The following is a 21,930-nucleotide window of genomic DNA, read 5'->3' on the forward strand; positions in this document are numbered from 1 at the left end:
TGACCGGGCCTCATGTCGCATGTCTGCGGGTTGTTCAGATCTCGCCGCGGAGTTTGGCGAGGGCCTCGGCGAGGATCGCCTCGCCGTCGGCGTCCGTGCGCCGCTCCCGTACGTACGCCAGGTGCGTCTTGTACGGCTCGGTGCGCGGCGGTGCCGGCGGGTTGTCCCTGTCCTGGCCGGCCGGGAACCCGCAGCGCGGGCAGTCCCAGGTGTCCGGCACCTGGGCGTCGCTGGCGAAGCTCGGCTGCGTCTCGTGCCCGTTCGAGCACCAGAAGGAGATGCGCAGGCGGGGCGCGGACTCGCCGCGCTCGGCCTCACCCATCGGCCCCGCGCCGACCCGGCTACCACGGATCGCGTTGCCACTTGCCACGGTCGTAACTCCCTGCGTGATGGTGCCGCGGAGCGTGAGTGGAATTTCCGCCGCGGGCGCCCAAGTCTACGTAAGGCCCAACGCACGTCCAGTGAGCGGAGTTACTGGTTCCACGCCTGGACGCCGGACCTCATGATAGGCCGGACGGGACCGACCGGACTGCCGGAACGGCCAGAACGGTCAGCTGCTCGACTTCATCAGGAGGCCGAGCGCCATGATGCACGCGAACCACAGCAGACCGACCACGACGGTGATGCGGTCCAGGTTGCGCTCCGCCACGGAGGAACCGCCGACGGACGACTGCATGCCACCGCCGAACATGTCGGAAAGGCCGCCGCCCTTGCCCTTGTGCATCAGCACGAGCAGCATCAGCAGGGCGCTGAAGACGATCAGGGCGATCGAGAACCCCATAATCACGGCTGATTCCTACTTTCTGGCTTTTCTGGCTTTCCGGCTGTGCTGGATGTGCGCGGGGGCCAGTGGCTGGTGTCCAGCCCCCTGGCCCCCGCAAGGGTACGACGGATCCGCCCTACCGCATACTCACAGCGTTGCCTACTGGTCGCGGAAGCGGACGATCTTCACGAACTCGTCCGCGTCCAGCGCCGCGCCGCCGATCAGGGCGCCGTCGACGTCGGGCTGGGCCATGATCGCCGCGATGTTCCCGGACTTGACGGAGCCGCCGTACTGGATGCGGACCTTGTCGGCCAGCTCCTGCGAGTACAGCTCCGCGAGACGGCCGCGGATCGCCCCGCAGACCTCCTGGGCGTCCTCGGGGGTGGCGACCTCGCCGGTCCCGATGGCCCAGACGGGCTCGTACGCGATCACGATGGACTCGACCTGCTCGGCCGGGATGTCCTTGAGGCCGCCGTCGACCTGGTTCAGCGTGTACGGGACCTGCTGGCCGGCCTTGCGGATGTCCAGCCCCTCGCCGACGCACAGGATCGGGGTGAGCCCGTGGCGGTAGGCGGCCTTGACCTTGGCGTTGCAGACCTCGTCGGTCTCGGCGTGGTACTGGCGGCGCTCGCTGTGGCCGACGGCCACGTACGTGCACTTCAGCTTCGCGAGCATGGAGCCGGAGATCTCGCCCGTGTAGGCGCCGGAGTCATGCGCGGAGATGTCCTGGGCGCCGTACTTGATCTTCAGCTTGTCGCCTTCGACCAGGGTCTGGACCGAGCGGAGGTCGACGAAGGGCGGCAGGACCGCGACCTCGACGGCGTCGTAGTCCTTGTCGGCGAGTGCGAAGGCGAGCTTCTGGGTGTGGGCGATGGCCTCGAGGTGGTTGAGGTTCATCTTCCAGTTGCCCGCCATCAGCGGGGTGCGGCCGTTCTCAACTGCGGTCATTACGGGTCAGCCCTCCAGGGCGGCGAGACCGGGGAGCGTCTTGCCCTCGAGGTATTCGAGGGAAGCGCCGCCACCGGTGGAAATGTGGCCGAAAGCCTTCTCGTCGAAGCCGAGCGTACGCACGGCCGCGGCCGAGTCGCCGCCGCCGACGACGGTGAAGGCGCTGCTGTCGACCAGAGCCTGCGCGATGGCGGTGGTGCCGCCCGCGTAGTCCGGGTGCTCGAAGACGCCGACCGGGCCGTTCCAGAAGACGGTCGCGGCATCGGCGATCTTGGACGCGTAGAGCTCGCGCGTCTTGGGGCCGATGTCCAGGCCCTCCTTGTCGGACGGGATGCCGTCCGCGTCGACGGTCGTGAAGTCCGCCGGGGTCTTGCCCTTGAGGTCCGGGAAGTCCTTGGAGACCAGAACGTCGACCGGGAGCACCAGCTCGACGCCGGTGTCCTTCGCGCGCTGCATGTACTCCTTGACCTTCGGGATCTGGTCCTCCTGGAGGAGGGAGATGCCGACCTCGTGGCCGAGGGCCTTGAGGAAGGTGTACGCCATGCCACCGCCGATGAGGATGCGGTCGGCCTTGCCGAGCAGCTGGTCGATCACGGCGAGCTTGTCGGAGACCTTGGCGCCGCCGAGGACGACGACGTAGGGGCGCTTGACGTCGTCGGTCAGCTTCTTCAGGACTCCGACCTCGGTGGCGATGAGGTAGCCGGCCGCGTGCGGGAGGCGCGCGGGGAGGTCGAAGACGGAGGCGTGCTTGCGGTGGACGGCGCCGAAGCCGTCGCCGACGTAGACGTCGGCGAGCTCCGCGAGCTGGTCCGCGAAGGCGCCGCGTTCGGCGTCGTCCTTCGCGGTCTCACCGGCGTTGAAGCGCAGGTTCTCGATGACGGCGACCTGGCCGTCGGTGAGGGCGGCGACGGTCTCCTTGGCGGAGTCGCCGACGGTGTCGGTGGCGAACGCGACGTCCGCCCCGAGCAGTTCGCCGAGCCGCGCGGCGGCCGGGGCCAGCGAGAACGCCGGGTCCGGGGCGCCCTTGGGGCGGCCCAGGTGCGAGGCCACGATGACGCGGGCGCCGGAGGCGGCGAGCTTCGCGATCGTGGGCTGGACGGCGCGGATGCGGCCGTCGTCGGTGATGGTGCCCTCGGCCAGCGGGACGTTGAGGTCCGCGCGGACGAAGACCCGCTTCCCCTTGACGCCTTCGGCGAGCAGTTCGTCGATCGTCTTCATGTGTTTCTACTCCTTTGTGCCCTTCGCTCGAAGGGCGAGGAAGGGAGAACGAGGCAAGCAACAGGGCCCGTGCGGCGCTTCGTCGCGCTGCCGGACCCTGTGCTCACACCGTGGTGCCTTACCTAGAACCGGGCGACCTCAGAGCTGGCCACCGACGAAGACCGTGAGGTCGACGAGACGGTTGGAGTAGCCCCACTCGTTGTCGTACCAGCCGACGACCTTAACCTGCGTGCCGTCCTGGACCATCGTCAGGGAGGAGTCGAAGGTGCAGGACGCGGGCCAGTTCACGATGTCGGAAGAGACGATCGCGTCCTCGGTGTAGTCGAGGATGCCCTTCAGCTGGCCCTCCGAGGCCTTCTGGAAGGCGGCGTTGATCTCTTCCACGGTGGTCTCGCGGGAGAGCTCCAGGACCAGGTCCGTGACCGAGCCGGTCGGGACCGGGACGCGCATGGCGATGCCGTCCAGCTTGCCCTTGAGCTGCGGGAGGACCAGCGCGGTGGCCTTGGCGGCACCGGTCGAGGTCGGGATGATGTTCTCGGCGGCGGCGCGGGCGCGGCGCAGGTCCGAGTGCGGGAAGTCCAGGATGCGCTGGTCGTTCGTGTACGCGTGGACCGTCGTCATCATGCCCTTGACGATGCCGAAGTTCTCGTCGAGGACCTTGGCCATCGGCGCCACGCAGTTGGTGGTGCAGGAGGCGTTGGAGATGACGTGGTGGTTGGCCGCGTCGTACTTGTCCTGGTTGACGCCCATCACGATCGTGATGTCCTCGTCCTTGGCCGGAGCCGAGATGAGGACCTTCTTCGCGCCGGCGGCGATGTGCTTCGCGGCGTCGGCCTTCTTGGTGAAGATGCCGGTCGACTCGATGACGATGTCGGCGCCCAGCTCACCCCAGGGGAGGTTCGCGGGGTCACGCTCGGCGAAGGTCTTGAAGGTGTTGCCGCCGACCGTGATGGTGTCGGCGGTGTGGGAGACCTCGTGCTTGAGGCGGCCCAGGATCGTGTCGTACTTGAGCAGGTGCACCAGAGTGGCGTTGTCAGTCAGGTCGTTGACACCGACGATCTCGATGTCCGCTCCCTGCTCAAGGAGCGCCCGGAAGTAGTTGCGGCCAATTCGGCCAAAACCGTTGATGCCTACGCGGATCGTCACGAACCGATCTCCTCGTTGGTGCGCCGGTAAGTGCGCCGGCGAGCTGTATGGGATGTCCCCGACCGCTTACGACCCTACCTCTCCGTGAGCTTCGGAGTGACATCGGCCGGGGCCTGACACGCCCCGAGGCCCGGTGCCGGAAGCTCCGGTACGGGACCTCGGGACCTCGTGCCCCGTCACTCAGGGTGAGTGCCGGGAGGGCCGCTGATCAGCGGTTCAGCGCTCGCAGCGCCTTACCGACGAGTAGCGCGCGGTCCGCGGGGACCGACAGGTGTTCCAGGCCGAAGCCGAGGAGCACGGTGTCACCCGTAGTGACCGCGGCATAGGACTTGAAGAGCTCTCCGGTCCGGGCCCAGTCGCCGGGAACTTCGGGGCTTCCGGCAGGCGCGCCCTGAGCGGTCCAGGCACCGAGGGAGGTCTCGAATCCCTCCACGGCCTGGTCCGCGCCGCCGGTGTTCAGACGAGCCTCGTCCGCGAAGACGCCGCGACCGCCGGAGCCGCCGTCGGTGATGTAGGAGAGCGAGAGCTCGACGGTCTTGCCCGCGTACGCGCTCAGGTCGAAGGAGACTTGCTTCCAGCCGCCGGAGGAGCCGGTGAAGCTGTTCCACGCGCCACTGGTGCCCTTGGGGGTGCAGCCGCCGCCGTCCAGGGTGAGGTAGTGGCGCAGGAACGGGTGCCCGTTCACGAAGAACCCGGCCCCGCATTCCTCGGGAACGGTCGTGCTGGTCAGGCCGCCCGCGTCCGGCAGGGTGGTCCAGTCGTCCGCGCCGGCCGTGTGTGCCTCCAGCACGGCGTGGTCGTAGGCCTGCTCGGTGTTCCAGCTCAGGGCGAGCTTCAACTGCGGCTTGTCGGCTGCTGTGACCTGGGTGAGGTCGATCGTGCGGACGAGCCGCTTCCAGTCGTCGTCCTCGTGGACGGCCGAGGCCATCGACGTGCCGGCGTAGGGGGCGTACGGGTTCACGACTCCGGTGAACTTGCCGGCCTGTGCGCTCTTGAACTGCGGGAACTGCGCGGGGGCCAGGGTCTCGGACGTCACGGTGTAGGAGCCGGGGGCGTTCAGCGGGTTGCCCGCCGCGTCGCCGAGGCCGCCCTTAGCGCCGGTCAGGGAACCGGCTCCGGTGAAGCCGGTGGCACCGGCGGTGCTCGTACGGCCGTAGGCGCCGAGCCAGTACTGGCTGAAGTCGTTGGTCACGGCGCGGCCGACCTGGGCGTTGCCGCCCGCCAGCTCACCGGTCTCGATCAGCTTGCCGCCCTCGTTCAGGAAGTCGCGCACCGCCAGTTGCGTGTCGCCGCCCGGGGTCTGGGCGCCGGTGTAGTGGACGGCCGTACGGAAGTGGGAGAGCACGCCGAGGCGGTGCGGGGTGCCCTGGGTGGCGACGTCCCAGACGGCGGCGGACCTGCCGTTGGCGCGCAGGGCGTCGACGTAGGTCTGGGCGTACTGGGCCTTGGCGCCCTCCTCCGCGATCACCAGTACGTCCGCGCGCGGCCGCTCGGCCACCGTGTACGTGAAGTGCTCGCTGGAGACCTTCTTGCCGGAGCGGTCGCGGCCGGTGAACCAGACCTCGACCTTGTCACCGGGCCTGGCGCCGTCCACCTTGCCCCGGTACTCGTCGAACCAGTTGTTGTCGTCGCCGCCGTAGACGTCGCCGCCCTTCCAGGCCTTGAGGTCCTCGTCGTGCGTGCGGCCGCCGTTGATCCTGAAGTTGAGTTCCTTGTCCTTCAGCGCCTTGCGGGCCGTGACGGCGACCGTCTGGTCCTCGCCGCGGGCGACGTAGGAGGTGGTGAAGGGGTCCAGGGTGAAGTCGGCGGCGGTCAGGCCCACCGAGGACGCCGGCCGGTCCGGGTGCGCGGCGCTCTCGCCGACCGAGAGGGCGAAGGAGACGTTCTTGGCGAATTCCGCCTGGATGAGCTTCTCGTCGTCCGGGAAGTTGAAGCCGGAGGGGCAGTCCTCGGGCTTCCACTTGTCGTTCGGGTCGCTCGCGGAGGCCGTCTGGCAGGTGGTCATCTCCGGCGTGAACATCATGACGCCGTTGACGTTGGAGGCGTGGCCGTCGGCCTCGCCGTTGGTGGTGTAGAGCTCGGAGGAGACCTGGGGGTAGTAGCCGGGGACGGCGGGGTTCTCCGGGGTGCCGGCGAGCGCCTTGTAGGCGATGTCGTCGGGGGTGGGAGTGGCCACCTGCCAGCCCACGCCGTAGAGCAGCAGCTCGGCGGCGGAGTGGTAGTTGACGGCGTACTCGAAGCCGATGCGCTTCTCGAAGGCGTCGAGGGCGACGGTCTCGGGCTCGGAGGAGGCCTTGGGGCCGCGGTAGGTCTCGCTCGCCTGCCTGGGCGAGGAACCCTCGTTGTCGTAGCCCCACTTGAAGGCGAAGTTCCGGTTCAGGTCGACGCCGTCGCCGGTGGTGATCTTGCCGTCGCCGTTGCTGTCCCGCAGGTTCTTGCGCCACAGCCGCTCGCCGTCGGGCGCGTGCGTGAAGTCGTATCCGTCGGGGTTGGCCGAGAGCAGGAACCACAGCTCCGTGGTGTCCACCAGGCTGGTGATCCGCGGGTCCTTGCCGTAGTTGTCGAGGGTGTGGTGCATCAGCCGCCGGGTCATCTCGGGGGTGATCCACTCGCGGGCGTGCTGGTTGGACATGTAGAGCACGGACGGCTTGTCGCCGTCCTTGGTCTTCTTGGCGTTCTTGCTGACCTTGAGGGCGAGGATGTCCTTGCCCTGGACGGTCTTGCCGACGGAGACGACCTTGGTGAGCGCGGGGTTCTGCTGGGCGGTGCGGAGGATCTCCTCCTGGAGGCCGCCCTTGCCGCTGTACGGGCGGAACACGCCGTCCCCGGCGGCCTTGGCGCGGGCCAGGCCCTCGGCCGGGACCTTGTGTTCGGCGAGCTTGACGCCCTGGGCGGCAAGCTCCTTGGCCTGGGCTCCGGTGAGGAAGAGCTCGACCTCGGCGGTGCCGGTCTCCGGCGCGTGCTCGGTGAGCTCGTGGGCGTCCTGGCCGGCGGCGAGGACGAGCGGGACCTGTTCCCGGCTGATGTGGGCGTCGTAGACCCGCACTTCCTCATCCGATGCGGCGCCGGACGCGGCGGCCGGCCCGGATCCCGGTTCGGCCTGGGCCGCGCCGGGCAGTACGGCGAGTGTGGTTCCGAAGACGAGTGCGCTTGCGGCGAGGATCGATCTCGCGCGGTGCCTCATGTGCCCCCCTGGGCGTCGTCAGCCACGAAAGCGTTCGGACGCCAGCCTCAAGACCGGCCCATGCTCATGTCAATGGGGCCTACGGGAAAGGGACCCGCGCGGGTGATCGCGCGAGCCCCTTTGCCGTACGCGCGCGGTGCGGTCAGCCGGCCATGTTGTCGGCCATCTCCTCGCTGAGGTCGAGGTTGGACTCCGTACCCGGGATGCCGAGGTCCTGGGCCCGCTTGTCGGCCATCGCCAGCAGGCGGCGGATCCGGCCCGCGACGGCGTCCTTGGTCAGCGGCGGGTCCGCGAGCGCGCCGAGCTCCTCCAGGGAGGCCTGCTTGTGCTCCATGCGCAGCCGGCCGGCCGCGGCGAGGTGCTCGGGGACCTCTTCGCCGAGGATCTCCAGCGCGCGCTGGACGCGTGCCCCGGCGGCCACCGCGGCCCGGGCCGAGCGGCGCAGGTTGGCGTCGTCGAAGTTGGCGAGGCGGTTGGCGGTGGCGCGCACCTCGCGCCGCATCCGCCGCTCCTCCCAGGCCAGCACCGACTCGTGGGCGCCGAGCCTGGTCAGCAGCGCCCCGATCGCGTCGCCGTCGCGGACCACGACCCGGTCGACGCCGCGCACCTCGCGCGCCTTGGCGGCGATGGAGAGCCTGCGGGCGGCGCCCACCAGGGCCAGGGCGGCCTCCGGACCGGGGCAGGTGACCTCCAGCGAGGAGGACCGGCCCGGCTCGGTGAGCGAGCCGTGGGCCAGGAAGGCGCCGCGCCAGGCCGCCTCGGCGTCACAGGTGGCCCCGGAGACGACCTGGGGCGGGAGACCCCGGATGGGGCGTCCGCGGCCGTCCACGAGGCCCGTCTGGCGCGCCAGCTGGTCACCGCCGGCCACGACGCGGACCACGTAGCGGCTGCCGCGGCGCAGTCCGCCGGGGGCCATGACCACCAGGTCCGAGGAATGGCCGAAGATCTCCAGGATGTCCTTGCGCAGGCGTCTGGCGGCGATCCCGGTGTCCAGCTCCGCTTCGATGACGATGCGCCCGCTCACCAGGTGCAGCCCGCCCGCGAACCGAAGGATCGCCGAGACCTCCGCTTTCCTGCAGCAGGTCCGGGTGACGGGCAGGCGGGAGATCTCATCCTTCACCGCAGGCGTCATCGCCATGGGCCGATCCTTCCATGCATCCGAAAAATACGGTCGTACGCGGCGGCGAGCAGCTCCGGATCATGCTTCGGAGAGCCGTCCTGCCTGGCCACCGGCGCCAGCTCGACCGCGGCACCGAACCGTTTTGCGGCATCGGCGAGGGACTCGCGGTCGGGCACGGCGGCCTCGTCGGCCAGCACCACGTCCAGGGCGAGTTTAGGGGCGTGTCGGGCCAAAACCTCCAAATGACGCTGCGGAGAGAAGCCCTCTGTTTCGCCGGGCTGCGGCGCGAGGTTCAGCGAGAGGACCCGGCGGGCCTTCGTCTCGACCAGCGCGTCGAGCAGTTCGGGCACCAGGAGGTGGGGAATCACGGAGGAGAACCAGGACCCCGGACCGAGCACCACCCAGTCGGCGTCCAGGACCGCCGCGACGGCCTCCGGTACGGCCGGCGGGTCGCCGGGCACGACCTGTACGGAGAGCACCTCGCCCGGGGTGAGGGCCACCGTGGCCTGCCCCCGGACGGTGTCGACGTCCTCGGGGCGCGCCGGGTCGTGGCCCCTGACCAGGGCCTGGAGTTCCAGGGGCACGGCCGACATCGGCAGGACCCGGCCTTGCGCGCCGAGCAGCCTGCCGACCAGGTCGAGGGCCTGGACGGGGTCGCCGAGCTGTTCCCACAGGGCGACGATGAGCAGATTGCCGACGGCGTGTCCGTGAAGGTCGCCCTCGGACTGGAAGCGGTGCTGGATGACGCGGGCCCAGGTCTGGCCCCAGTCGTCGTCCCCGCACAGCGCGGCCAGCGCCTTGCGCAGGTCGCCGGGCGGCAGCACGCCGAGCTCCTCGCGGAGCCGGCCGCTGGAGCCGCCGTCGTCGGCGACGGTGACCACGGCGGTGAGGTCACCGGTGATCCGGCGCAGGGCGGTGAGGGAGGCCGACAGGCCCTGGCCGCCGCCCAGCGCGACCACCTTGGGCGCGGTGCCGCGCCGGCGGCCGGAGCGGCGTGCGCCGTCCTCGTCCCGGGAGGGGGCGAGGCGGCGCAGGCGGCTCAGCCGCGGGGTCCGTCCGGTCACTCGCGCCCCATGTCCCGGTGGACTACGACGGTCTCGACTCCCTCGGAGGCGAGGCGGGCGGCGAGCTTCTCGGACATGGCCACGCTGCGGTGCTTGCCGCCCGTGCACCCGACCGCGATGGTCACGTACCGCTTGCCCTCGCGGCGGTAGCCGGTGGCGATGAGCTGGAGCAGCTCGGTGTACCGGTCGAGGAACTCCTTGGCGCCGGGCTGGCTGAAGACGTACCCCGACACCTCCTCGTTGAGCCCGGTGAACGGGCGCAGCTCCGGCACCCAGTGCGGGTTGGGGATGAAGCGGCAGTCGACGACGAGGTCGGCGTCGACGGGGAGGCCGTACTTGTAGCCGAAGGACATGACGGTGGCCCGCAGCTCGGGCTCCTCGTCCCCGGCGAACTGGGCGTCCATCTTGGCGCGCAGCTCGTGCACGTTCAGGCTGGAGGTGTCGATCACCAGGTCGGCGTCGCCGCGCAGCTCGCGCAGCAGGTCGCGCTCGGCGGCGATGCCGTCGGTGATGCGCCCGTCGCCCTGGAGGGGGTGCGGGCGGCGGACCGATTCGAAGCGGCGGACCAGCGCGTCGTCGGAGGATTCCAGGAAGACGATGCGGCGGGTGACGCCCTTGCTGTCGAGGTCGGCGAGGGACTCGCGCAGGGCGTCGAAGAACTGGCGGCCGCGTACGTCGACGACGACGGCGATGCGCGCCACGTTGCCCTGGGAGCGGGCGCCGAGCTCCACCATGGTGGGGATCAGTGCCGGCGGGAGGTTGTCGACGACGAACCAGCCGAGGTCCTCCAGACACTTGGCCGCCGTGCTGCGGCCTGCCCCGGACATCCCGGAGATGATCACCAGCTCGGGGATGGCCGCCTCGGCGGTCTCGCCGGGCTCCACTGTCGTGCCCGTACTCACCTGTGCTCCGTCTCGGTCGTGCGTGGTCTCGTGCTCGGTCATTGCTCGGTCCCCCGTTCGGACGATGTCCCCCAGCTACGGCTGGGGGGTGCCCCCACCCGCGGGGGCGGGGTTCTCATCCTCAATGATCTCTCCTGTGGCCATGTTGACGGCAGGACCGGCGGGAACCGCCCGGACGAGGGCCGCGGCCACGGTCTCGGCCGTCTTGCGGCCTATGCCCGGGACCTCGCAGATCTGGTCGATTGTCGCCTGTCTCAGCTTCTTCACCGAACCGAAGTGCTTGACCAGGGCCTGCTTGCGCGTCTCGCCCAGCCCGGGCACCTCGTCGAGCGGGCCGGCCTTGAGCCGCTTGCCGCGCTTGTTGCGCTGGTACTGGATGGCGAACCGGTGGGCTTCGTCACGGACCCGCTGGAGCAGGTAGAGGCCCTCGCTGGTGCGGGGCAGCACCACAGGGTCGTCCTCGCCGGGCAGCCACACCTCCTCCAGCCGCTTGGCCAGGCCGCACACGGCCACGTCGTCGACCCCGAGCTCCTCCAGGGCCCGCTTGGCCGCGGCGACCTGCGGCTGGCCGCCGTCGACCACGACGAGCTGCGGGGGGTACGCGAAGCGCCTGGGCCGCCCGTCGTCCTCGGGCGACTCGCCGTCGCCGTCCGGTTCCCACTCCCCGGTCTTCAGCTTCTCCTGGAGGTAGCGGCGGAAGCGGCGGGAGACCACCTCGTGCATGGAGCGGACGTCGTCCTGCCCCTCGAAGGATTTGATCTGGAAGCGCCGGTACTCGCCCTTCCGCGCCAGGCCGTCCTCGAAGACGACCATGGAGGCGACGACGTCGTCGCCCTGCAGGTGCGAGATGTCGAAACACTCGATGCGCAGCGGGGCGCTGTCCAGCTCCAGGGCCTCGGCGATCTCCTCCAGGGCCCGGGAGCGGGTGGTCAGGTCGCTGGCGCGCTTGGTCTTGTGCAGGGCGAGGGACTGCTGCGCGTTGCGGTGGACGGTCTCCATGAGCGCCTTCTTGTCGCCGCGCTGCGGTATGCGCAGGCTGACCTGCGACCCGCGCCGCTCGGCGAGCCACTGGCTCAGTGCGGGCGTGTCCTCGGGGAGTGCCGGGACGAGCACCTCCTTGGGCACGGCCTCGCCCTTCTCCTCTCCGTACAGCTGCTGGAGCGCGTGCTCGACGAGGCCGGCGGTGTCGACGGCCTCGACCTTGTCGGTGACCCAGCCGCGCTGGCCGCGGACCCGGCCGCCACGCACGTGGAAGATCTGCACGGCGGCTTCGAGCTCGTCCTCGGCGACCGCGATGAGGTCGGCGTCGGTGGCGTCGGCGAGGACGACGGCGTTCTTCTCCATGGCGCGGCGCAGCGCCCCTATGTCGTCGCGCAGCCGGGCGGCCTTCTCGTACTCCATCTCCTCGGCCGCCTCGTGCATCTCCTTCTCCAGGCGGGAGAGGTAGGTCCCGGTCCGTCCCGCCATGAAGTCGCAGAAGTCCTCGGCCAGTTCGCGGTGCTCCTCGGGGGTGACCCGGCCGACGCAGGGCGCGGAGCACTTGCCGATGTAGCCGAGCAGGCAGGGCCGGCCGATCTGCGCGGAGCGCTTGAACACGCCGGCGGAGCAGGTCCGCACCGGGAACACCCGCAGCATGAGGTCGACGGTCTCGCGGATGGCCCAGGCGTGCCCGTACGGACCGAAGTAGCGCACGCCCTTCTTCTTGGGCCCGCGCATGACCTGGACCCGCGGGTATTCCTCATTGAGGGTGACGGCGAGGGAGGGGTAGCTCTTGTCGTCGCGGTACTTGACGTTGAACCGCGGGTCGTACTCCTTGATCCAGGAGTACTCCAGCTGGAGCGCCTCGACCTCGGTGGAGACGACCGTCCACTCGACGGAGGCGGCGGTGGTCACCATGGTGGCGGTACGGGGGTGAAGCCCGGCGAGGTCCTGGAAGTAACTGGCCAGGCGCTGGCGCAGGCTCTTGGCCTTCCCGACGTAGATCACCCTGCGGTGCTCGTCGCGGAATCTGTACACCCCCGGGGAGTCGGGGATCTGTCCCGGCTGGGGGCGGTAGCTGGAAGGGTCGGCCATGCCAACCACCCTACTTGCGCGGGCTGACAACGGGCCGAACGCCTCCGGCGCGGTGGGCGGGCGGCACGGCTGCGCGGGCACTCGGGGCTCGGGGGCTCGGGGGCTCGGGGGCTCGGGGCTCGGGGGCTCGGGGCTCGGGGGCTCGGGGCTCGGGGGCTCGGGCGCGGCCCCGCGCCTCAAGCGCCGGCCAGGCTGCCCGCCACCCCCGGGCTCCGTCCCGGCCCCGGCGCCTCCGGCCGGCTACGCCCTCAAACGCCGGGCGGACCGGATCCGCCCTCGTCACGAACCAGCCCCACCAGGCGGCCGGCCCCAGCCAATCCAGCCCCTGCGGGCGTTCGAAGCGCGGGGCGGCCCCGACGTCCAGTCCCGCCGGCGATTGAGGCGCAGGGTCCGGGGCGCAGCCACGGCCTTCCAGGCCCGCCGGCGTTCGAGGCACAAGCCCGGGGCCGGAGCCACGGCCTTTCAGCCCCGCCGGCCTTTGAGGCGCGGGGTCCGGGGCGGAGCCACGGCCTTCCAGACCCACCGGAGTTTGAGGCACAGGGCCGGGGCCGGAGCCACGGCCTTTCAGCCCCGCCGGCGTTTGAGGCGCGGGGCCCGGGGCGGAGCCCCGATCTTCCAGCCCCGCCGGCTTTCGAAGCGCAGAGCGCGAGGCGGAGCCCCGATCTTCCAGCCCCGCCGGCGATTGAGGCGCGGGGCCCGGGGCCGGAGCCACGGCGGCGGGGGGCGGCAGAGCGCAGGGCCTGGCCCCTGGCGGAGGTCAGGCCCTGCGGGCGAGGGGGCTACGCCTCGGCGACGGCGCGGCGACGGCGCAGCGCCAGCGCCCCGGCCCCGCCCAGCGCCAGCGCCCCGGCGGCCCCGGCCATCACCGTCCCCGTCCCCGTGGCCGTCGCGTCAGGTTCCGCGAAGCCACCGGCCGCACCCGCCTCCGCATAGGCCGAGCCGGGCAGCTTGTCCCCGTACGCCTTGGCGACCCGCGCCCGGTACGCACCCAGGCTCGTCCCCCCGGCGCCGACGGCCCGCACCGCGTCCTCGTCCAGCGGCAGCACCCGGCTGCCCTCGGCCACGTACCAGGCGTCGATCTGTGGCTCCCGGAACACGGTCCCGCCGGGCAGCTTCGCGGCGCCCAGCTGCGCGTAGCGGAATTCGTCGTCGCCGGTGGCGATGTTCACGACCTGCCAGCCGGCCTCGGTCCGCGCGGTCCACAGGGCGGCCTGCTGCCCGTCGGAGGAGACCGCCTTGCTGGCGAGGAACTCCAGGCGGGCGACCGGTGCCCCCGCCTTGCCCGCGACGAACTCCGGGGAGAGGTAGCTCACCGGTATCGCCTCCCCCTCGATCCTGGGCCGTGCGGCGGTCAGCGAGACCTTGCCCTCCCGGGCGAAGAAGCGGGAGAGCGTGGCCAGGGTCTCGGGGGCGGCGGCCGCTTGCGCGGCGGCGGCCCGGTTCTCGGCCGTGGCCGCCTGGGGCTGCGGCACGGGGGCGGCGGCGACGGCCTGCGGGGCGAGGCCGAGGAGGGCGGTGGCCGCGAGGACCACGGCGGCGGAGGTGGCGCGCAGCGTCATGGCGGTCACGCCCCGATCCGGTAGAGGGAGTGGGTCCAGGAGAAGGTGCCGTTGTCGACGTACCAGGCGTGCGAGGCCCAGTTGTAGCGGTCGCTGGAGGGCCACGGGTCGCCCCAGTAGACCCAGCTGCTGGCGGTGTCGTAGCCGTAGATCACGTGCATGTGGCCGCCGCCGTTGGACCACTGGATCCGGGTCTCGATGGGACGGTTGTTGTTGATCTCGGTCTGGACGGTGGAGTACTGGAGCCAGCCGGTCACGTAGGAGCCCGAGTTGATGCCCGCCCAGCGCAGGCCGGTCTGGACGTTGCCGAGGGTGGCCTGGTTGTTGGGGCAGTCGTAGCCCTGCTGGCGGTTGAAGGCGGCGTTGCAGAACTGGTTCTGGCTGTAGTTGCGGCCGAACCAGGTGGCGATGGTGTTGCCGCTCGCGGCCCAGCACCAGTTGGTCTTCTGCTGTGCCTGCATGGTGATGTTCAGGCGCTTGTACGCGAGGGCCGCACCGCCGGTGTCGGCGGCGGCATCGGTGGCGGTGGCGGTGGCGGTGGCGGCATCGGCGGCGGTGGCGGTGCCGGCGCCGAGTGGCAGGGCGAGGAGCAGGGCGGAGATGAAGGCGGCGAGGGGTAGCCGCCGGTTTCTGTTGCGCATCGCGTTCCTCCCGAGGCGGGGATGTGGGGGTGGAGGAGCGCGTCCGGACGCTGTGGAGGAGCATCGGGGTGTTGTCGCGATCAGGTCAACACGCTTCAATACGCGGTGACATTGCAGTGTGAACAGTGGGGCTGCGGGTGTGAACGGTTGCTGTCGTTCCACCTGGTCCGCCAGAGCCCCGGCGCGCTCCCCCGGTCCGGCGGGCGTGAATGTTCACAGAGGAGGCGCCATGCGGACGACCGGAGACCCGGCAGAACTCGGCCAACTGCTGCGCGGCGGCCCCTTCCACCTCGCCCTGCGCGCCGCCCTCGCCGCGCGCGGACTGCCCCTGCACCGGGTGCAGCACCGGCTCGCGGCGCGGGGGATCAAGGTCGGTGTCACCAGCCTCAGCTACTGGCAGCAGGGCGCCCGGCGGCCGCGGCACGCGGAATCCCTGCGGGCCGTGACCGCCCTGGAGGAGATCCTGGAGCTGCCCGACGGCGCCCTCGTCCGGCTGCTCCTCACCCCGGGACCGGCACCCGGACCCGCCCGCCCGGCCGCCCGCCCGTACCGGGCCCTGTTCAGTGTCGGCGGGACGGTGGAGCAGCTACTGGACGGGATGGAGCTCCCGTCCGACGGCGGACTGCACACGCTCACCCACCACGAGCGGGTCCGCATCGGTCCGGCGGGCGAGATGCTGGCCCGCGAGTCGCAGCAGATCGTCCGGGCGCACCGGGACGGGGTCGACCGCTACCTCGCCGTCCACCACGGTGATCCGGGCTGCGACGTGTCCAGGATGCGCGTGACGGCGTACGAGAACTGCCGCACGGGCCGGGTGCGGTGCCACCCGGAGGCCGGGGTGGTGGTCGCGGAGCTGCTCTTCGACGCCCGGCTGCGGCGCGGGGACACGTACGTCTTCGGCTACGGCGTCGAGGACGGCACGGGCGCCCGCAGCGGCGAGTACGTGCGCGGCTTCAGCTACGCGGGCGGCCAGTACATGCTCCAGGTCCGCTTCGACGAGTCCGCCCTGCCGGTGCGCTGCCGCCGCTTCGCCCGCACGGGGCCCGAGGCCCCGCGCACCGGCCTCGCGGACCTCACGCCGAGCGGCCGCCACCGGGCGGTGCACCTGGTGGAGCAGGCGGTACGGCGAGGGATCCTCGGGATCGCCTGGGACTGGGACTGACCTTCGGGCCGACCGGCTGAGTGGCCGACCGACTGACTGCCCGACCGACTGAGTGGCCGACCGACGCCCGGCTCTTGGGTCAGCCCGCGACGAGCTTGCCGTTCTCCGCTTTGACCGGGACCGCGGGCAGCGGGTCGGTGGCCGGCCCGCGCAGCACCTTGCCGGTCGCCACGTCGAAGCGGCTGCCGTGGCAGGGGCAGTTGCCCTCACCCTCGACGATCTTGTCCAGTACGCAGCCGGCGTGCGTGCACTGGGCGCTGAACGCCTTGTACTGGCCCTCCGCCGGGCAGCTGACGATGAGCTTCCGCTCCCGGTACAGCTTCGCGCCGCCGACCGGGACCTCGGCCGCGGCCCCCAGTTCCACCGGGGCTGTGGGGGTCGCGGGGGTGTTCCCGCCGCTGTTGCTCTCCGGGGCACAGGCCGCGAGAGCCGCTCCGGCGCCGGCCGCTCCCGCGAGCGCGGCGGCGCCCCTGAGCACGGTACGGCGGGCGGGGGACGGCGACGCGGACATGGAAGTCTCCTGGGCGAGCGGGCGGGGCACGGTGCACCCGACGATACCGCCGTCCGATGGGGTACCTTCCCCCGCGTGATCGTCGTCGGCGGAGAAGCCCTCATCGACCTGGTGCCCGTGGCACGGCCGCCGGGCGCCCTGCTGCCCCGGCCGGGCGGCGGACCCTACAACACCGCGCTCGCGCTCGGACGCCTCGGCGCCGAGGTGGCCTTCTGCTCCCGGGTCTCGGCCGACGGCTTCGGCGAGAGCCTGCTGACGGGGCTGCGGGCGGCCGGCGTGGACCTGTCACTGGTACAGCGCGGGCCGGAGCCGACCACCCTCGCCGTGCCCTCGCTGGCCCCGGACGGCTCGGCCTCGTACGGCTTCTACGTCGAGGGCACCGCGGACCGGCTGTTCACCCTGCCGCCCGCCCTCCCGGCCGCCGTACGGGCCCTCGCGCTCGGGACCTGCTCGCTGGTCCTGGAGCCGGGCGCGAGCGCGTACGAGGCCCTGCTGCGACGGGAGTCGCGGCGGGGGCTGCTTACCTTGCTGGACCCCAACATCCGGCCGGCGCTGATCGCGGACCCGGCGGCCTACCGTGCCCGGTTCCTGACCCGGCTGCTGCCGTACGCGTCCGTCCTCAAGCTGTCGGAGGAGGACGCGTTCTGGCTGGGGGGCCGACCGCGCGACTGGCTGGCGGCGGGTCCGTCGGCCGTGGTCCTGACCCGCGGCGCGGCGGGGCTGACGGTCTGGACGCGGGAGGGCGCGGAGCACTCGGTGGCGGCCCGCCGGGTGGCCGTGGTGGACACGATCGGAGCGGGCGACACCGTCAACGCCGCCTTGCTGCACCGGCTCCCGGGTGCGCCGGACGGGCCGGTGGACTGGCCCGACGTGCTGGCCTACGCCGCGCACGCGGCGGCCCTGACCTGTACCCGGGCGGGCGCGGAGCCTCCGTACGCGGCGGACCTCTGACCCTCAGGGGCGCAGCGCGGCCCAGACGGTCCGGGCCACGGCGGGGGCGAACTCCTCCACCGGCTGGACCACGTCCGCACCGGAGAAGTGCAGGAAGAAGGCCCGCTGGAAGCAGGCGCCGAGCAGCAGGGCCGCGGCGGCCCGCGGATCGGCGTCGGGGCGCAGCCGGCCGGCGTCGAGCTCGCGCCGCAGCCGCCCGGCCAGGGCGTCGAGGACCACGTGCGGCCCGGCGCCGACCTTCCGCACGCCGTCGCGGTGGCGGGTGAGCAGGACGGGGTCGGCGAAGAGCGAGGCGGCCATGGGCATCGCGTCGGCGTAGAAGAGCGAGGCGTGCCGGGCGATGGCGGCGAGCGCCTCCTCGCCCCGGTCCCCGCCCTCGGCCCCGTCCTCGGCCGGCTCGGCCTGCAGGGCGGCCATCAGCGGGCCCGCGTTGGGCGTGCGCTCCATCAGCACCCGCACGAACAGCTCTTCCTTGTTCGCGAAGTGCTTGTAGAGCGCGGCCTCCGAGCAGCCGGCCTCGCGCGCGATGGCCTTGGTGGTGGCACCGGCCAGCCCGACGGTGCGCATGAGGGTCTCGGCCGCGTCGAGGAGCCGCTCGGGCGTGGGACGGCTTGACTTCGGAGTGAGCATTCACTCACCATAACGGAAGCAGGGGTGAGTAAATACTCACCCACCCTCTTCGGTGCGGGAGTACGACGATGAAGCTCACAGTTTTCGGAGCCACCGGCGGCGTCGGCCGCGAGGTCGTCCGACAGGCCCTCGAAGCGGGCCATGAGGTGACGGCGGTGGTCCGCGACCCCGCCCGCCTGGACGTACCCGCCCACGGCCGGCTCCGGGTGGCCGTGGTCGCCGACGTGACGGACGAGGAGGCGCTGGTCCCGGTGCTGACGGGGAGCGAGGCGGTCGTCTCGGCCCTCGGGCCCACGAACAACAAGCAGGCCCGGCTGACGCCGATCGCCGGGCCGGCGCTGCGGTCGATCGTTTCCGCGATGGACCGGGCAGGGGTGCGGCGGCTGTCGGCGGTCAGCGCCGCGCCGGTGGCCCCGGACACTCCGGAGGACGGGGCGCTCACACGGGTGGTGGTCTACCCGATCCTGCGGCGGCTGCTGCGGGACCTGTACGCGGATCTCGCGGTCATGGAGGCGGCCATCAGCGCCAGCACGACCGAATGGACGGTCATCCGCCCGCCGCGGCTGCTGAACCGGCCGCGCACGGGCACCTACCGCCGGGCCGTCGACGGGAACGTCCCGGGCGGCAAGGTCATCGCCCGGGCGGACGTCGCGGACGCCCTCCTGACGGCCCTGACCGACCCCTCGGCCACCGGCCACACCATCGGCGTAGCCGCGTAGCCGCCGCAGGGGTACCTCCGCCCACAAGGAGGATCGGGAGCCGCGCAGCAGGGCCCCGACGGCGCCGCAGCAGCCGAACCCCGCCCCCGCTCCCGGCCCCGGAGTCCGGACTTTCAGCCCCGCCGGCGTTTGAGGCGCGGGGGTCCGGGGGCGGAGCCCACGGCCATGGCGCCGCACCGGACGGCGAAGGGCCCGGCCGCCAGGCCGAGCCCTTCGCCACCACAGCCCAGCGCAGCGGCTAGGCCTTGCGGGCCCGCACCGCCGCCTTCTTCGCCGGGGCCGCCGCCTTCTTCGCGGGGGCCGCCGCCTTCTTCGCGGGGGCCGCCGTCGCCTTCTTCCTGGCCGGGGCCTTCTTCGCCGCGACCCCCGCCGGAGACGACACCGCGTCGGAGACCCGGTCCGCCCCCAGGATGTCCCGCAGGAACTTGCCCGTGTGGCTCGCCCCCACCGACGCGATCTGCTCCGGCGTGCCCTCGGCCACCACCAGGCCGCCGCCGTAACCGCCCTCGGGGCCCATGTCGATGACCCAGTCCGCGGTCTTGATGACGTCCAGGTTGTGCTCGATGACGATCACCGAGTTGCCCTTGTCCACCAGCCCCGACAGCACCTTGATCAGCTTCGAGATGTCCTCGAAGTGAAGCCCCGTCGTCGGCTCGTCCAGCACGTACACCGTCCGGCCCGTCGACCGCTTCTGCAGCTCCGACGCCAGCTTCACGCGCTGCGCCTCACCACCCGACAGCGTCGGCGCGGACTGGCCGAGGCGGACGTAGCCCAGCCCCACCTCGTTCAGCGTCCGCAGGTGCCGCGAGATCGTCGGCACCGCCTCGAAGAAGTCCAGCGCCTCCTCGATCGGCATGTTGAGGACTTCCGCGATGGACTTGCCCTTGTAGTGGACCTCCAGCGTCTCCCGGTTGTACCGGTCGCCGTGGCACACCTCGCACGGGACGTAGACGTCCGGCAGGAAGTTCATCTCGATCTTGATCGTGCCGTCGCCGGAGCAGTTCTCGCACCGGCCGCCCTTCACGTTGAAGGAGAAGCGGCCCGGCAGGTAGCCGCGCACCTTCGCCTCCATCGTCTCCGCGAACAGCTTGCGCACGTGGTCGAAGACACCCGTGTACGTCGCCGGGTTGGAGCGCGGGGTCCGGCCGATCGGCGACTGGTCGACGTGCACGACCTTGTCGACGAGGTCGTCGCCGTCCACCCGGGTGTGCCGCCCGGGCACCGACCGGGCGCCGTTCAGCTCGCGCGCCAGGTGCGTGTAGAGGATGTCGTTGACCAGCGTCGACTTGCCCGAACCCGACACACCGGTCACGGCCGTGAGCACGCCCAGCGGGAAGGCGACGTCGATGTCCTGGAGGTTGTTCTCCTTGGCGCCGTGGACGGTCAGCTTCCGCTCGCCGTTCACGGGCCGGCGTACGTCCGGGATCGCGATGGACCGCTTGCCGGACAGGTACTGCCCGGTCACGGAGTCGGTGTTCTTCAGCAGCTCCTTCAGCGAACCGCTGTGCACCACCTTGCCGCCGTGCTCGCCCGCACCCGGGCCGATGTCCACGACCCAGTCGGCCACCTTGATGGTGTCCTCGTCGTGCTCGACCACGATGAGCGTGTTGCCCATGTCCCGCAGCCGCACCAGCGTCTCGATCAGCCGGTGGTTGTCGCGCTGGTGCAGGCCGATGGAGGGTTCGTCCAGTACGTACAGCACGCCGACCAGGCCGGAACCGATCTGTGTGGCGAGGCGGATGCGCTGGGCCTCGCCGCCGGACAGGGTGCCGGCGGCGCGGTTCAGCGAGAGGTAGTCCAGACCCACGTCGACGAGGAAGCGGAGCCGCTCGTTGACCTCCTTGAGGACCCGCTCGGCGATCTTCTTGTCGCGGGCGTCGAGCCGCATCCGGCCGAGGAAGTCCGCGCACTCGCTGATCGACATCGCGGCGACCTCGGCGATGGACTTCTCCATCACCGTCACGGCGAGCACGATCGGCTTCAGACGGGTGCCCTCACAGGTCGGGCAGGGCACCTCGCGCATGTAGCCCTCGAAGCGCTCGCGGCTGGCGTCGCTCTCGGACTCCGCGTGCCGCCGCTTGACGAAGGGCACGGCGCCCTCGAAGGCCGTGGTGTACGCCCGCTCCCGCCCGTACCGGTTGCGGTAGCGGACCTCGATCTGCGTCCTGTGCCCGTAGAGCAGGGCCTTCTTCGCGCGCGCCGGCAGCCCGGCCCACGGGATGTCCGTCCGGAAGCCCAGCTCCCCGGCGAGCGCGCCGATCAGCCGCTGGAAGTAGTCCTTGGTGTGGCCGAGCGACCAGGGTGAGACCGCTCCCTCCTCCAGGGACTTCTCCTCGTCCGGAATGATCAGCTCCGGGTCCACCTCCATGCGCGTACCGATGCCGGTGCACTCGGGGCAGGCGCCGAAGGGGGAGTTGAAGGAGAAGGAGCGCGGCTCCAGCTCCTCGAAGGACAGGTCGTCGTATGGGCAGTAGAGGTGCTCGGAGTACATCCGCTCACGCTCGGGGTCGTCCTCGGCGAGGTCGACGAAGTCGAGGATGACCATGCCGCCGGAGAGGCCCAGCGCGGTCTCCACCGAGTCGGTGAGCCGGCGCTTGGCGCTGTCCTTGACGGTGAGGCGGTCGATGACCACCTCGATGGTGTGCTTCTCCTGCTTCTTCAGCGTCGGCGGCTCGGAGAGCTGGATGGTCTCCCCGTCCACCCGCGCCCGGCTGTAGCCCTTGGTCTGCAGGTCGGAGAAGAGGTCGACGAACTCGCCCTTGCGCTCGCGCACCAGCGGCGACAGCACCTGGAAGCGGCTGCCCTCGGGGAGCGCGAGCACCTTGTCGACGATCGCCTGCGGCGACTGCCGGGAGATCGGGCGGCGGCACTCGGGGCAGTGCGGCTTGCCGATGCGGGCGAAGAGGAGGCGGAGGTAGTCGTAGACCTCGGTGATGGTGCCCACGGTCGAGCGCGGGTTGCGCGAGGTCGACTTCTGGTCGATGGAGACGGCCGGGGAGAGGCCCTCGATGAAGTCGACGTCGGGCTTGTCCATCTGCCCGAGGAACTGGCGGGCGTACGACGAGAGCGACTCGACGTAGCGGCGCTGACCCTCGGCGAAGATCGTGTCGAAGGCCAGGGAGGACTTGCCCGAACCGGAGAGTCCGGTGAAGACGATGAGTGAGTCGCGGGGCAGGTCGAGCGAGACGTTCTTGAGGTTGTGCTCGCGAGCGCCACGAACGATGAGACGGTCGGTCACGCCGGTCCGCACCTTTCTTGAGAGAGCGGGGGGCACGGGGCCCCCGTCCCAGGGTATGGGGGGCGCCTCTGCGATGGACTTGCTGTCTTGGACTTCCGAGC

The 21,930-nt window shown here is 71.5% G+C and carries 18 protein-coding genes; 3 read left to right on the forward strand and 15 right to left on the reverse strand.

Annotation, left to right across the window (positions count from 1 at the left end):
- Positions 1 to 34: 34 nt before the first annotated feature.
- From AB0D48_RS02725 to AB0D48_RS02780, 12 genes are all read right to left on the reverse strand, one after another.
- Positions 35 to 322, reverse strand: a complete 288-nt coding sequence (locus tag AB0D48_RS02725) for an RNA polymerase-binding protein RbpA (RefSeq protein WP_030197743.1) — start codon at positions 320 to 322, stop codon at positions 35 to 37.
- A 228-nt stretch (positions 323 to 550) separates the two neighbouring features.
- Positions 551 to 781 (reverse strand): preprotein translocase subunit SecG, encoded by a 231-nt coding sequence (secG, locus tag AB0D48_RS02730; protein ID WP_150522109.1) that lies wholly within the window; start codon positions 779 to 781, stop codon positions 551 to 553.
- A gap of 141 nt (positions 782 to 922) precedes the next feature.
- Entirely contained in the window at positions 923 to 1,711 is a 789-nt protein-coding gene (gene tpiA / locus AB0D48_RS02735) for a triose-phosphate isomerase (protein WP_362390011.1), read from the reverse strand.
- 6 nt (positions 1,712 to 1,717) lie between these two features.
- Positions 1,718 to 2,929, reverse strand: coding sequence for a phosphoglycerate kinase (locus AB0D48_RS02740; RefSeq protein WP_362390013.1), 1,212 nt, complete (start codon positions 2,927 to 2,929; stop codon positions 1,718 to 1,720).
- Positions 2,930 to 3,067: 138 nt separating this feature from the next.
- Entirely contained in the window at positions 3,068 to 4,075 is a 1,008-nt protein-coding gene (gene gap / locus AB0D48_RS02745; RefSeq protein WP_362390015.1) for a type I glyceraldehyde-3-phosphate dehydrogenase, read from the reverse strand.
- Between the two features lie 208 nt (positions 4,076 to 4,283).
- Entirely contained in the window at positions 4,284 to 7,259 is a 2,976-nt protein-coding gene (locus tag AB0D48_RS02750) for a M14 family zinc carboxypeptidase (protein ID WP_362390017.1), read from the reverse strand.
- Between the two features lie 142 nt (positions 7,260 to 7,401).
- Positions 7,402 to 8,397 carry a DNA-binding protein WhiA gene (whiA, locus tag AB0D48_RS02755; protein ID WP_030009075.1) on the reverse strand — a complete coding sequence of 332 codons (996 nt, stop codon included), beginning with the start codon at positions 8,395 to 8,397 and terminating at the stop codon, positions 7,402 to 7,404.
- Positions 8,388 to 9,443 carry a uridine diphosphate-N-acetylglucosamine-binding protein YvcK gene (gene yvcK, locus AB0D48_RS02760; RefSeq protein ID WP_362390019.1) on the reverse strand — a complete coding sequence of 352 codons (1,056 nt, stop codon included), beginning with the start codon at positions 9,441 to 9,443 and terminating at the stop codon, positions 8,388 to 8,390. The genes whiA and yvcK overlap by 10 nt, the downstream gene beginning before the upstream one ends.
- The gene (gene rapZ, locus AB0D48_RS02765) at positions 9,440 to 10,387 is read right to left on the reverse strand and encodes an RNase adapter RapZ (RefSeq protein ID WP_030720410.1); all 948 of its coding nucleotides are present in this window, start codon (positions 10,385 to 10,387) and stop codon (positions 9,440 to 9,442) included. The genes yvcK and rapZ overlap by 4 nt, the downstream gene beginning before the upstream one ends.
- A gap of 33 nt (positions 10,388 to 10,420) precedes the next feature.
- Entirely contained in the window at positions 10,421 to 12,418 is a 1,998-nt protein-coding gene (gene uvrC / locus AB0D48_RS02770; RefSeq protein WP_362390022.1) for an excinuclease ABC subunit UvrC, read from the reverse strand.
- A gap of 779 nt (positions 12,419 to 13,197) precedes the next feature.
- On the reverse strand, positions 13,198 to 13,977 hold the full coding sequence (locus AB0D48_RS02775; RefSeq protein WP_362390459.1) for a hypothetical protein: 780 nt from the start codon (positions 13,975 to 13,977) through the stop codon (positions 13,198 to 13,200).
- 5 nt (positions 13,978 to 13,982) lie between these two features.
- Positions 13,983 to 14,618 (reverse strand): papain-like cysteine protease family protein, encoded by a 636-nt coding sequence (locus AB0D48_RS02780; RefSeq protein ID WP_362390024.1) that lies wholly within the window; start codon positions 14,616 to 14,618, stop codon positions 13,983 to 13,985.
- Between the two features lie 229 nt (positions 14,619 to 14,847).
- Here AB0D48_RS02780 and AB0D48_RS02785 point away from each other — a divergent pair, with 229 nt between their 5' ends.
- Positions 14,848 to 15,780 (forward strand): hypothetical protein, encoded by a 933-nt coding sequence (locus AB0D48_RS02785; RefSeq protein WP_362390026.1) that lies wholly within the window; start codon positions 14,848 to 14,850, stop codon positions 15,778 to 15,780.
- A gap of 79 nt (positions 15,781 to 15,859) precedes the next feature.
- Here AB0D48_RS02785 and AB0D48_RS02790 read toward each other — a convergent pair whose 3' ends face one another.
- Positions 15,860 to 16,291 (reverse strand): Rieske (2Fe-2S) protein, encoded by a 432-nt coding sequence (locus AB0D48_RS02790; RefSeq protein ID WP_362390028.1) that lies wholly within the window; start codon positions 16,289 to 16,291, stop codon positions 15,860 to 15,862.
- Positions 16,292 to 16,366: 75 nt separating this feature from the next.
- On the opposite strand from AB0D48_RS02790, the gene AB0D48_RS02795 reads away from it, so the two are divergent.
- Positions 16,367 to 17,242: a carbohydrate kinase gene (locus AB0D48_RS02795; protein ID WP_362390030.1), complete on the forward strand. Its 876-nt coding sequence runs from the start codon at positions 16,367 to 16,369 to the stop codon at positions 17,240 to 17,242.
- A gap of 3 nt (positions 17,243 to 17,245) precedes the next feature.
- On the opposite strand, the gene AB0D48_RS02800 is transcribed toward AB0D48_RS02795, so the two are convergent.
- A complete protein-coding gene (locus AB0D48_RS02800) occupies positions 17,246 to 17,872 on the reverse strand; it encodes a helix-turn-helix domain-containing protein (RefSeq protein ID WP_362390032.1) in 627 nt (208 codons plus the stop codon).
- A 68-nt stretch (positions 17,873 to 17,940) separates the two neighbouring features.
- On the opposite strand from AB0D48_RS02800, the gene AB0D48_RS02805 reads away from it, so the two are divergent.
- Entirely contained in the window at positions 17,941 to 18,591 is a 651-nt protein-coding gene (locus AB0D48_RS02805; protein ID WP_362390034.1) for an NAD(P)H-binding protein, read from the forward strand.
- A 238-nt stretch (positions 18,592 to 18,829) separates the two neighbouring features.
- On the opposite strand, the gene uvrA is transcribed toward AB0D48_RS02805, so the two are convergent.
- Complete coding sequence (uvrA, locus tag AB0D48_RS02810; protein ID WP_362390036.1) at positions 18,830 to 21,829, reverse strand: excinuclease ABC subunit UvrA; 3,000 nt, start codon at positions 21,827 to 21,829, stop codon at positions 18,830 to 18,832.
- Between the last annotated feature and the right edge of the window lie 101 nt (positions 21,830 to 21,930).

This window comes from Streptomyces sp. NPDC048269 (genome assembly GCF_040652395.1).
Lineage (GTDB): Bacteria > Actinomycetota > Actinomycetes > Streptomycetales > Streptomycetaceae > Streptomyces.